At 59.7% G+C, this 11123-nt stretch carries 12 protein-coding genes; 6 read left to right on the top strand and 6 right to left on the bottom strand.

What is annotated here, in order from left to right; genetic code table 11:
* Nucleotides 1-206: 206 nt before the first annotated feature.
* The 3 genes from rpoH to AC1DYF_RS35270 form a co-directional block, all read right to left on the bottom strand.
* Nucleotides 207-1115 (bottom strand): RNA polymerase sigma factor RpoH, encoded by a 909-nt coding sequence (rpoH, locus tag AC1DYF_RS35280; protein ID WP_477882890.1) that lies wholly within the window; start codon nucleotides 1113-1115, stop codon nucleotides 207-209.
* Nucleotides 1116-1381: 266 nt separating this feature from the next.
* On the bottom strand, nucleotides 1382-2275 hold the full coding sequence (locus AC1DYF_RS35275; RefSeq protein ID WP_477882888.1) for a DUF1444 domain-containing protein: 894 nt from the start codon (nucleotides 2273-2275) through the stop codon (nucleotides 1382-1384).
* Between the two features lie 92 nt (nucleotides 2276-2367).
* The gene (locus tag AC1DYF_RS35270) at nucleotides 2368-3390 is read right to left on the bottom strand and encodes an RluA family pseudouridine synthase (RefSeq protein ID WP_477882886.1); all 1023 of its coding nucleotides are present in this window, start codon (nucleotides 3388-3390) and stop codon (nucleotides 2368-2370) included.
* 24 nt (nucleotides 3391-3414) lie between these two features.
* Here AC1DYF_RS35270 and AC1DYF_RS35265 point away from each other — a divergent pair, with 24 nt between their 5' ends.
* The 3 genes from AC1DYF_RS35265 (at nucleotide 3415) to AC1DYF_RS35255 (ending at nucleotide 5623) form a co-directional block, all read left to right on the top strand.
* Nucleotides 3415-3777, top strand: a complete 363-nt coding sequence (locus tag AC1DYF_RS35265) for a hypothetical protein (protein WP_477882884.1) — start codon at nucleotides 3415-3417, stop codon at nucleotides 3775-3777.
* An 8-nt stretch (nucleotides 3778-3785) separates the two neighbouring features.
* Entirely contained in the window at nucleotides 3786-4607 is an 822-nt protein-coding gene (locus AC1DYF_RS35260; RefSeq protein WP_477882882.1) for a TrmH family RNA methyltransferase, read from the top strand.
* Nucleotides 4608-4936: 329 nt separating this feature from the next.
* Nucleotides 4937-5623, top strand: coding sequence for a calcium-binding protein (locus AC1DYF_RS35255; protein ID WP_477882880.1), 687 nt, complete (start codon nucleotides 4937-4939; stop codon nucleotides 5621-5623).
* A 310-nt stretch (nucleotides 5624-5933) separates the two neighbouring features.
* Here the strand turns inward: AC1DYF_RS35255 and AC1DYF_RS35250 are convergent, their stop codons facing one another.
* Entirely contained in the window at nucleotides 5934-7154 is a 1221-nt protein-coding gene (locus AC1DYF_RS35250) for a PspC-like choline-binding domain-containing protein (RefSeq protein WP_477882878.1), read from the bottom strand.
* Between the two features lie 180 nt (nucleotides 7155-7334).
* A complete protein-coding gene (locus AC1DYF_RS35245) occupies nucleotides 7335-7922 on the bottom strand; it encodes a DUF1134 domain-containing protein (RefSeq protein WP_477882876.1) in 588 nt (195 codons plus the stop codon).
* Between the two features lie 267 nt (nucleotides 7923-8189).
* Here AC1DYF_RS35245 and chpT point away from each other — a divergent pair, with 267 nt between their 5' ends.
* Together chpT and AC1DYF_RS35235 are read left to right on the top strand one after the other, a co-directional pair.
* Nucleotides 8190-8846 carry a histidine phosphotransferase ChpT gene (chpT, locus tag AC1DYF_RS35240; RefSeq protein ID WP_477882896.1) on the top strand — a complete coding sequence of 219 codons (657 nt, stop codon included), beginning with the start codon at nucleotides 8190-8192 and terminating at the stop codon, nucleotides 8844-8846.
* Between the two features lie 159 nt (nucleotides 8847-9005).
* The gene (locus AC1DYF_RS35235) at nucleotides 9006-9374 is read left to right on the top strand and encodes a response regulator (RefSeq protein ID WP_477882874.1); all 369 of its coding nucleotides are present in this window, start codon (nucleotides 9006-9008) and stop codon (nucleotides 9372-9374) included.
* 244 nt (nucleotides 9375-9618) lie between these two features.
* Here AC1DYF_RS35235 and ctrA read toward each other — a convergent pair whose 3' ends face one another.
* Entirely contained in the window at nucleotides 9619-10320 is a 702-nt protein-coding gene (ctrA, locus tag AC1DYF_RS35230; RefSeq protein WP_477882873.1) for a response regulator transcription factor CtrA, read from the bottom strand.
* A 441-nt stretch (nucleotides 10321-10761) separates the two neighbouring features.
* Here ctrA and AC1DYF_RS35225 point away from each other — a divergent pair, with 441 nt between their 5' ends.
* Nucleotides 10762-11106, top strand: a complete 345-nt coding sequence (locus AC1DYF_RS35225) for a flagellar export protein FliJ (protein WP_477882871.1) — start codon at nucleotides 10762-10764, stop codon at nucleotides 11104-11106.
* Nucleotides 11107-11123: the final 17 nt, after the last annotated feature.

The raw sequence follows: 11123 nt of genomic DNA, 5'->3' as shown, positions 1-11123 counted from the left end.
CCGGTTCTTGTCCATCGGCCCGCAGGTTCGATCCACGCTTCCTCCCCACGGTCAGTCGCCCTTCCGCAGTTGCGCTTCTCTTCGCTCGCCATGACCAGCTTACGGTGGGACTTCCACCCACAAGAATGCGCCCATGCTGGGCGCACAACAAAAACGCCGCCCGATCTCCCGACCGGACGGCGTTACATTCTTCCAGGGAACGCGGATCAATTCACCGTTTCGACCACGCGCAACGCCTTGGCCTGGTCCAGCGCGGCCTGGCGGACCGCATCCTGGACCTTTTCGAAGGCGCGCACTTCGATCTGGCGGACGCGCTCGCGGCTGATGTCGAACTCGGCCGACAGCTCTTCCAGCGTCACCGGCTCGTCGCGCAGGCGACGGGCTTCGAAGATGCGGCGTTCGCGGTCGTTGAGCACTTTCAGCGCATTGGAGAGCAGCGAGCGGCGGGTGTCGAGTTCGTCCTGCTCGATCAGCGTCTCTTCCTGATTGTCGTGCTCGTCGACGAGCCAATCCTGCCACTGGCCGGAATCGCCTTCCGCCGCCTTGATCGGCGCGTTAAGCGAGGCGTCGCCGCCGAGACGGCGGTTCATCGAGATGACTTCCTCTTCGCTGACATTGAGCTTGGTGGCGATCTCGGCAACCTGCTCGGGCTTCAGATCGCCCTCGTCGATCGCCTGGATCTTGCCCTTCAGCCGGCGCAGATTGAAGAACAGCCGCTTCTGGTTCGCGGTCGTGCCCATTTTCACGAGCGACCACGAGCGCAGGATATACTCTTGAATTGCCGCCTTGATCCACCACATAGCGTATGTGGCGAGACGAAAGCCGCGATCCGGCTCGAATTTCTTGACCGCCTGCATCAGGCCGACATTGCCTTCGGAGATCACTTCGCCGATCGGCAGGCCGTAGCCGCGATAGCCCATGGCGATCTTGGCCACGAGCCGGAGATGGCTCGTCACAAGCTTATGGGCGGCGTTGCGATCCTCATGCTCGGCATAACGCTTGGCGAGCATATACTCTTCCTGCGGCTCGAGCATCGGGAAGCGGCGGATTTCGTCGAGATATCTATTCAGACCGCCTTCACCTGCGGTCAGCATCGGCAATGAACTACGGGCCATGAAGCACCCCTCTCTTTCCGGCCTCCGTACCGGCAGGCCGTCATTGGCGACGGACTCCCTGCCCGTCGCACGTGTCAAGATTTAAGATCGACGTGCGGCACTTTCAAGGCCGACATTTCATATTTCCGTGAAAAATAAGCAGTGCTTATGATGTCACAGAATCAAAGTCACGATGATTGGGTTAAAACCAGTCTATCATCGGGAAGTTCCGCCTCAAAGCGCATTATCTGGATGGTGCCGGGACTGTGCTGCGGCGAAACCGCATCTCAGCCGTGGCTCATCGCCTGGATTTCATCGACGCTGGCAAGCCTGATCTTGCCATGTTCGGAGACGAAAATCTCGCGAGTCAGCGGATGATCCATCTGCTCGTAGAGCTGACCGGCTTGCCGGATGAGCAGCGACGCCTTGGAAAAACTATCGGTCCACGCCAGCAGGAAGTCGCGCGCCGGAACCGTGAAGTAGACCTTCTCGGCCAGCTTTTGGTGAAGGCTGAACATGAATTTCGGGCACAGCACGCGCGCGGCGCAATAGCCGTCGGGCAGGTTGAGGATGACGCACCGGTCACCAGCGCCGGCACCGGAAAATACGTCGATGTGAACTTTTATCGATGCCACGTCCAGATTGTCGATGCCTCGCTGAAGAATGGTTGCCGGCGGAACACCCCACGTCTTGACATCGTCTTCGGTGACATACCGGTATGTTCCGTCCTCGTCGATGACGACCGCTTCCATGGTCTTCTTCGAAAGCACGCGGCTGAAAATGCGGATGCCGTCGATAGCGGCGAAATCAGCTGGCGCGATCTGGATACGAAGCCTAGTTTTCACCGAGGCGAAGCCGACGGATGGCCGGTCGGCGACATCGGTTTTTACCAAGGCATCAATAGCTTCCAAGATAGTGTCCCGCCGCGCACGACCTGTCAGGCCCAGCGCGTTCTTTCGAATATTGTCGAGTGAGATATCGATACCGCCGATCTTGATCGACATGGGATCGGCGCCCTCCTCGACCGTCTTGCCCGGATAGCGTTTGCGCACCAGGGCCATGACCTCGGCACGAAACCCGCCATCCTTGCCGTCATTTGCCCATGTCCGGCCGGTTGCGACTGGCAGCACCGCCAAACCGATCCCATAGAGAAAACGCCGTCTTTCAATACTGCTGAACATTCCGCCCCCTTCGATCGTCTGCAGCCTTGCATGCCGCAGACAGCCCTGCCGGCACATTACTGATGTGGATGAAATTGGAAAGGCGTCAGCCCTTATCCCGCCGCCAGCGCGGCAATCAGCTGCCGCATATCCGCCGGCAGTTCCGCTTCGAAGCGCATGATCTCGCCAGTCTTCGGATGCTCGAACTGCAGCAGCCAGGCATGCAGTGCCTGGCGGCCGAAGCGGGCCACAGTGCCGTGGGCGGGTTCGGCGAGCCGGTTGACCTTGCTCTTGAACGCGGCGCCATAGTCGGCGTCACCGATCAGCGGATGGCCGATATGGGCCATATGGACGCGGATCTGGTGAGTGCGGCCGGTTTCGAGATGGCAGTGGACGCTTGCGGCAAGCGCCGTGCCGTCGGGCGCCTGATGATAGCGCTCCACCACTTCATAATGGGTGATGGCGTGCTTGGCGTCGGAGCTGGTCTCTTTCTTCACCGCCCGGTGCATACGGTCGCCGGCGCGGCCCAGCGCAGCGTCGATCGTGCCTTTCAATGGCCTTGGCACGCCCCAGACGACGGCATGATAGGCACGGCGCAGCGCCGTCGTCCGGCCATGGTCGGCGAACTGCGCGGTGAGGCTGCGATGCGCCAGATCGCTTTTCGCCGCCACCATGACGCCGCTTGTGTCCTTGTCGAGCCGGTGGACGATGCCCGGCCGCCGGACGCCGCCAATGCCGGAAAGGCTGTCGCCGCAATGGTGGATCAGCGCATTGACCAGCGTGCCGGTCCAATTGCCTGCACCGGGATGAACGACGAGACCTGCCGGCTTCATGATGACGATCAGGTCGTCGTCCTCATGCAGGATATCGAGCGGAATGTCCTCGCCCTGCGGCTCGGCATCCTCGGGTTCGGGCAGCACGATCTCGATGCGGTCGCCAGGCTGGATCTTATGTTTGGCGTCCGTGGTCTTGTCGTTGACGCGGACATCGCCGGCTTCGATCAGGACCTTGATGCGGCTGCGCGAGAGTTCGCCGTCGAGTTTTGCCGCAAGCCATGCGTCGAGCCGCCCGGCCGCTTTTTCATCGGCAAGCAGGACTTTCGCATTCTCCTCGTCTCCAGTAAAGGAAGCCGACATCAACCCATCGATCCAGGACTATCCATGACCAATCCGAATTTCGCCGACGACGAAGAAAAGCCGCTCGATCCCGCGCTGGAGAAAATCCGCCGCAAGATGGTGCGCCTGCTCGTCATTTCGAGTTCGGTGATCATCGTCGGTCTTATGGCGGTGCTGGGCTCGATTGTCTACAAGGCCAACAAGAATTCGACGGCGAGGACGGAACTGGCCGGACCGATTGCGCCGGCGCAGACGGTGACGCTGCCAAAGGGCTTTGCGCTGGAGACCAYGACCATCGACGGCAACCGCATCTGGTTCATGGGCACCGCAGACAATAAGCACCTGATCGTCGTTCATGATATCGGCACGGGCAAGACGGTGACGGAGATTACGGTCGTGGCGCCGTAGCTGCGCCAATGACCACCTTCACCCGTATCACCGACCCCGCCGACCCGCGCATCGAACCCTTCACTGACATCCGCGAGCGCGACCTGCGCCGTGCACAAAACCGCTTCGTCGCCGAAGGCACTGTCGTGCTGGCAATGCTCGCCGCCGCCCACCGGCGCGGCGATTTTACCGCCGAGGCCATACTTGTCCTCGAAAACCGGATCACGGGCCTAGATAACATCCTGCGGCAATTCCCTGACGATATCCCGATCTATGTCGCCGACAAGGCGGTGATGAATGCCATTGCCGGCTTCGACATCCATCGGGGCGTGCTGGCGCTTGGCCGCCGCACCGAAACCTCCGACGCCTTAACACTGATCCAATCCGTGCCCGCCAACGCACTGGTGGTCGTCGCCATCGGCATCGCCAATCATGACAATGTCGGCTCGATCTTCCGCAACGCCGCCGCCTTCGGCGCCGATGCGGTGCTGCTCGACGAGACCTGCTGCGACCCGCTCTACCGCAAGGCCTTGCGCGTCTCGGTCGGCGCTGTGCTGAAAGTGCCCTATATCCGGGGCGGAACCTCTGCCGAGATCATCGCGGCGCTGCATGAAGCAGGTTTTGCTCTCTGGGGCCTCTCGCCTTCCGGCCGCACGGACCTCCGCGCGATTGTTCCTTCGCCGCGCATCGCCCTGCTCACCGGCACCGAGGGTGAAGGCCTGCCACCCAAGATCCTGGCATCGATCGAGACGGCGCGCATTGCGCAGGCGCCGGGACTCGACAGCCTCAATGCCGCCACGGCCACCGGCATCGCCCTCTTCGCCATCGCCTCGGCGATGCAGCGCCTGTAAAGCGTCGTCAGCATCGACCCGTAACTATCCGCGGCTGAACATCAATCCGCCATACGCCGCATTGCAGCCGGCCAAATGGTGAAACTCGACAAAAATTTTCGGAAAACTACGCACAAGCGTAGCAGAGCCGCAATAATACATATGCAGGTTTTGTTTACAATCTAAAGCAATCTCAAGCCAAACCACTGAAGATAAATGAATTTTATAGTTTCCTATTGACTATTCTTAGTTAATATAAGCTTAATACCATGTCGTGCGATTGAAGCATCGAAGTCAACCGCGTCACATTTACTACCAGAACGAAATAATCGAAATCCGGGGGAGGAACCATGGCAACTGTAAAATATAACATCGCTTACGACGACCTCTACCAGTTGGCCGCAGACTATGGTCATCTGGCATTCGACAAGAAGCATTCGGATGCAAGCGAGATCGTCTATGTCGACACCGCCTCCAAGGACAAGCTGGTCGTCGATGGTTCGGGGCTGGGTCACGACACACATGGCATCGTTTCGAAAGGCACGATCACCTCGGTTCACTTTGAAGATCCGTCGGGTAAACATCTCATCGACGTCGCCGGCTTGAAGATTTCCGGAGCGGCAGTGCATCAGGCGTATGTAGCGCAGAACATCGCCGGCATCGTCAATCTGGTCTTCGGCGGGGACGACAGCATCACCGGATCAAGCGGCAATGACTACATCGTCGGTTGGGGTGGAGATGACGTCATCGACGGCGGCAAGGGTAACGACACCCTTGTCGGCTTCACCGGCGACGATGTCATCAATGTCAAGGACGGCAACGATATCGTGTTTTTCGATCACGGCTACGGACATGACAAGGTGCTTCACTTCAACGCCAATGGCGGCGACCTGATCTGGACGCAGTCCACCGACTACAAGGTCGTCGGCACACACCATAACGACGACACGATCATCAAGTTCAGCACCGGGGACGAATTGCTGCTGGTCGGCGTCAACCACAGCCAGATTACCGCCTCCGATTTCTTTCACCTCTGATCGACCACGGGCAAGATGACCGCGGACCTCTCCGGGAGGTCCGCGGACGGCGGCGTCCGGGCGTGTTCGTGGTCGTGAGGATTGGCTGACAGGTTTGGCAGGCTCCTTCGAGGCTTTTCCGGCTGCGCCGAAAAGTGCTCAAGGAGAGGGCGTGAGTAGAGCACCGCGAGTGCCACAATCTCCCCCTGCTGCAACGGAGCTTATGGCGCCTCGGAAGCTCAATCTCCTCTGCCCCTGAGGCGTCTCATAATGCGCGCCGAAATAGGGCCTCGAAGGTCCGCCAAAAGCACCACGCCCAACGAAAAACGCGCTATTCCTGATGCAGCAATTTCGACGCCCGCTCGGCCAGCGACAGGCGGCCTTCGCGCCCGGCGCCGGGTTTTACCGCGATCATCGGTCGAACCGGTGAAGAGGCGCCCTCCCTCTGGCTGGTAATGGCGATCATCTTGGCGGCGATGTCGGCGATCTCGTTGCGCAACGCTTCGTCGCGGCTGGTGTCCTGCAAACCAACCAGCGCGTCGGCGGTGGCTTGCGCCTGCGCCCGCACTTCGTCGGTCAGTGCAGCGGCCTGCTCGTCGCTGATGATCCGCGACGGCAACATGGTCACCTCCGCCGCGGGAGGCGCCTCCTTGCGCGGCTGCGGYAGGGCGAGCCCACGCCGCTCGTCGGCATTGGCGGCGGCGGTGCGGACGCGGTTGACCACCGCCGGCTTGGTGACGACGGGCATCTTGACGGTGCGCGGCGTGTCACCCGTGTCTGCGGTGACGTTCTTCAACCGCTCCTTCAGCCGGCTGATTTCGGCAATGCGGCGCTCGATTACAGTGTCCTTGTCGACGCTGTTCGATACTTCTGCATTGAGCTTTTCCTCCAGCCGGCTGGCGCGGTTTTCCTCGCGTGCCAGCCTCAGCTCTGCGTCCTTTGCGCGTTGTGTCATCGATTTCAAGTCGTTGCGCAGCGTCTCACGCTCGTCGCGCAGCGCCGTGATCCGTGCCTTCAGGCCCTCAGCCTCGGTGTCGCGCGTGGCGATGTCGATCTTGAGATTGTCGATGTCCATGCCCAGCCGGTTGACGCGATGGTGCAACTCGTCGATCGTTGCGTCCTTGCTGCGCTCGGACTTTTCCTGGGCGGCCAGCGTTTCCTTGAGCTGGCCGATTTGCAGCTCCTCATTGCGGAGACTTGCCCGGAGTTCCGCGGCCTGGACTCCCATCTCGTCCATCTGGTGCTTGAGATCGGAATTCGCGCCGGTCAGCCGGCCGGCCTCGGCGGACAGCCGGTCATTGGCGACCGACAGCTGTGCGGCCTTGTGGCGTTCGAGCTTGAGATCATGGCCGGTTCGGGCCTGCGACGCCGCCATTTCAGCGCGCACCATGTCCTTCTGGGCACGCAACTCCGCAGCGCTGACGGGCACGGTGGCGAGCAGCCGGACCTCGGTGAACTTGACGATGCGGCCATAGACAGCCGGCGCCAGCAGGAACACCGCCAGCAGCGCCGTCACAAAACCCAGGCCGAACAACAATCCATATTCTATCACGGCGCGCCCGCTAAAACCTCTGCGATGGCGGAAATGCATGAGAGCGCGGCCTGTTCCGCACTGGGACATCCGGCCGCTGATCTTCACATCCGTTAAAGCATGCGAATGGGGCAGCGGCAAGTTACCGGGGGAACAGGCGCTTCACATTTTGGCAATTGCGTTAATTTCAGGCGCGTTTCTTCAAAAAGGGTTCCAGGTCGGACGCCGGGTCAGCTTGAGATAGCCGATATTGATGCCGAGACGCGCGCCGACGCCGGTATGGATCGGCACCAGCAGCACGCGGTGATCGCCCTTGAGCACGGTCATGCCGAAGCCGGCCACGACATAGGCCTGGCCGCTGACGCCGCCGAAGCGCGAATAGAGCGCGCGCACATCGGGCAGATTATAGACCAGCATCATGACCCGGCTGCCGTCGCCGCCGTAATCGAGCCCAAGCGAGGGGCCCTGCCAGTAGACATCGTGCTGCCCGGCATTCTTGGTGTAGAGGTCGCCTTCGCCAAAAGTGGCGCCGGCGATGAAAGCACCGCCGCCCTCCTGGCCGAGAATATAGCCGTTCGGCAGGCCGTAGCGCGCAAAGGCCTTTTCCACCACCTTGGCGAATCCGCCCGTGGTCGAGCCGAAGAAGCCATGACCGGCATCGACGATTTCCTGCATCGTATATTGGGCGCCGGCGGCGCGCACGGGCTCAGCCGCAATGAGCAGCAAAAGCCCCATCAACAGTGCTGCAAGATGGGCAAAACCCGGGAAAAACCTCGTCAGAACCTTCATCGTTTCATCCACCCCGCCGCTCACGAGCCTTAAGCTTCGGGTCCCGCGCCGAAAAAGCACGAATGAATCCCGATTAACTTTATTTTGACCTGATCATCTTAATAATCGGTTTACCAAATATGGTGTCTTTATGGCAGGCAGGAAGCGTGGCGATTGCCCGCATTCAGAGTGATTCGGGCGGGACTGTCGGGTGACGGGCCGCTCTATCTGACCAACGACACGCATGCCGACCGGATAACCGGCCGGCGGCTCCAGGAGAAAGAATTCATGGCCAAGAACCCCAATCTGACGCTCGGCGGCGCTGATCTCGCCGCACTGCTGTGCAGCCGGGTCTGCCATGACGTGATTTCGCCGGTCGGCGCGATCAACAACGGCCTGGAACTTCTCGATGAAGGCGGCTCGGATGCCGACGCGCTCGACCTAATCCGCACCTCCGCTCTCAACGCCTCGGTGCGGCTCAAGCTCGCCCGGCTTGCCTTTGGCGCCTCGGGCTCGGTCGGCGCTTCGATCGATACCGGCGAGGCCGAAAGGGCCGCGCGCGATTTCGCTGCGGCCGAAAAGAAGACCGAGATCATCTGGAACGGCCCGCGCGCCATCATCGCCAAGAACCGGGTGAAGCTGCTGCTCAACCTTCTGCTCGTCGCCTATGGTTCTATTCCGCGCGGCGGCTCGCTGGAAGTGACGCTGGAAAACCCGGAATTCGACGCGAAATTCACCATTCAGGCCAAGGGCCGGATGATGCGCCTGCCACCGAAATTCATGGAAATCAATTCAGGCAAAGTGGAAGAGGCGGTCGACGCCCACACCATCCAGCCTTACTATACCGTCATGCTCGCCGAAGAGGCCGGCATGGTGCTTTCCGCGACCCAGACGGAAGATGCGCTGGTCTACACCGCCGAAATGGCGAAGGCCGAGGCCGAATAAAAGCCATCATCGGCGCGTGCATTGATGGATGGAACGATTTGTAGTGGATCGTTCCCGCCCAAAAGCCAGGTGCAGGCTGCGGGCGTAAGATTCCGTTATGCTTTTTTCCTTAGCATTCGGGAATTCGCCAGCTTTCGCGCCATTGTCGGACCTGTGAACATGTTGCGTATTCTTATCGTCGATGAATCCGAAGCCGTCCGCAAAGTCGCGACGCATATTCTTGCCGAAATCGGCTTTTCCGTCATCGAAGCATCGAGCACGCTCGACGCGCTCGCCAAAAGCCAGGCCGGCCTGCCCGACGTGATGATCGTCGATTCCGCCATGGCCGGCGCACTCGACTTCATCCAGAATATCCGCGCCGTGCCGAATGGCGGCAAGGTGAGGATCTACTATTGCGTCACCCAGGCCGACCTGCGCTGCCTGATGGCCGGCAAGCGCGCCGGTGCCGATGATTTTCTGTTGAAGCCGTTTGAGCGGAAGGCGCTGAGCGCCGCGTTCAGTGGGCTGGGCGCTGCTGCGGCGGCGTGATCTGTCCACGCTCACTTCCCATGGTGGAACGTATACACTGCCCCTTATTGACGTTGGCACTTGGGATCCCCTGCCCTCCTGAGCTTTTGTCGAGGGTCGAGGGGGGCCTCGGACGAAAATCTCGCGGCGTCCACGCACACATACCATTGCATGCAAGCCGGCTGTAAATGTGGACGCTTCACCGACGAAAAAGCCCGCCCCAAACAGGGACGGGCTCGATCATAGGGCAATGATGCGAAATGGCTCAGGCGGTTTCCATGAATTCGGCACCCTCGGGCTCGCGCAGCACATAGCCGCGGCCCCAGACCGTTTCGATGTAATTGGCGCCGCCGGCAGCTGCCGCGAGCTTCTTGCGCAGCTTGCAGATGAAGACGTCGATGATCTTCAGTTCCGGTTCGTCCATGCCGCCATAGAGGTGGTTGAGGAACATTTCCTTGGTCAGCGTCGTGCCCTTACGCAGCGACAGCAGCTCCAGCATCTGATATTCCTTGCCGGTCAGGTGGACGCGCTGGCCACCGATTTCCACTGTCTTGGCATCCAGGTTGACGATCAGGTCGCCGGTGACGATGACTGACTGGGCATGGCCCTTGGAGCGGCGCACGATCGCATGGATACGGGCGACGAGCTCGTCCTTGTGGAACGGCTTGGTCATGTAGTCATCGGCGCCAAAACCCAGGCCGCGCACCTTGTCCTCGATGCCGGCCATGCCGGAGAGGATCAGGATCGGCGTCTTGACCTTGGAGAGACGCAGCGTTCTCAGGACTTCATAGCCCGACATGTCGGGCAGGTTGAGGTCCAGGAGGATAATGTCATAATCATAAAGTTTGCCGAGATCGACGCCTTCTTCACCGAGATCGGTGGTATAAACGTTGAAACTTTCGGACTTGAGCATCAGCTCGATACTTTGCGCAGTCGCGCTATCGTCTTCAATGAGTAGAACCCGCATTCATCGTCCCCTTTTCCGCCGCCTTAGAAAGGTGCAAGCTCCCTATCCGGGCAGGATCAGCCATTGCCTGATTTGGAGATTGCCACAAAATGGTTAACAAATCCTATGTGACTCTGGCAAGTGGTTCGGATTTGTTAAATATTTTTCCTAGACTCCTGATTTTAGTCACAAATTTTGGTATGAGATTCTTAACAAATCACATTAAGAACTCAATCTAACCGACTCTTTGGACTCGCTCTTCGGCCAATTTTCCGACGTCATGGCGGCGCATTTACCGAGCTTTAAACCATCGTCCGTATTATTAACGATGCCCGTAAATGAAAGGTTACCGCAGTTAGAATTTCGTTAACGCCGGTAACTTTTTTTCGCACCGTTATGAAAACGGCACGAACGGGTGTGTTCCTGTCAACCGGGATCTCGCAAATCCACGGAGTACTGCGTATGAAATCACGTGAGAGCCTAGTGCGTCTGAAGGAGTTCCAGCTGAAGGAGAAACGCCGACAGCTGAAGCAGCTTCAGATGATGATGGCCGAGTTTGAGCGAATGTCGAAGGATCTGGAGAACCAGATCGCCTATGAGGAGAAGAAGTCGGGGATCACCGATCCCAACCACTTCGCCTATTCGACCTTTGCCAAAGCTGCTCGCCAGCGGGCCGACAATCTGCAGGTGTCGATCAAGGAGTTGCGGATGCAGCAGGATGCTGCCGAAGCGCTGGTCGAAGAACTGCAGTCCGAATTCGACAAAGCCTCGGCGCTCGAAGAGCGGGATCAGAGACTGCGCGCCTAGCGGCGACGCAGCCTCGG

It is taken from the genome of Rhizobium sp. P2_G9, assembly GCF_056403475.1.
Note: the sequence above shows the minus strand (reverse complement) of the source record. Positions and strands in the feature narration are given on the sequence as shown.

Bases quoted from the DNA above. Each gene is read 5' to 3' on its own strand.
- rpoH (WP_477882890.1), bottom strand. From the start codon at position 1,115: ATGGCCCGTAGTTCATTGCCGATGCTGACCGCAGGTGAAGGCGGTCTG.
- AC1DYF_RS35275 (WP_477882888.1), bottom strand. From the start codon at position 2,275: ATGTTCAGCAGTATTGAAAGACGGCGTTTTCTCTATGGGATCGGTTTG.
- AC1DYF_RS35270 (WP_477882886.1), bottom strand. From the start codon at position 3,390: ATGTCGGCTTCCTTTACTGGAGACGAGGAGAATGCGAAAGTCCTGCTT.
- AC1DYF_RS35260 (WP_477882882.1), top strand. From the start codon at position 3,786: ATGACCACCTTCACCCGTATCACCGACCCCGCCGACCCGCGCATCGAA.
- AC1DYF_RS35255 (WP_477882880.1), top strand. From the start codon at position 4,937: ATGGCAACTGTAAAATATAACATCGCTTACGACGACCTCTACCAGTTG.
- AC1DYF_RS35245 (WP_477882876.1), bottom strand. From the start codon at position 7,922: ATGAAGGTTCTGACGAGGTTTTTCCCGGGTTTTGCCCATCTTGCAGCA.
- chpT (WP_477882896.1), top strand. From the start codon at position 8,190: ATGGCCAAGAACCCCAATCTGACGCTCGGCGGCGCTGATCTCGCCGCA.
- AC1DYF_RS35235 (WP_477882874.1), top strand. From the start codon at position 9,006: ATGTTGCGTATTCTTATCGTCGATGAATCCGAAGCCGTCCGCAAAGTC.
- ctrA (WP_477882873.1), bottom strand. From the start codon at position 10,320: ATGCGGGTTCTACTCATTGAAGACGATAGCGCGACTGCGCAAAGTATC.
- AC1DYF_RS35225 (WP_477882871.1), top strand. From the start codon at position 10,762: ATGAAATCACGTGAGAGCCTAGTGCGTCTGAAGGAGTTCCAGCTGAAG.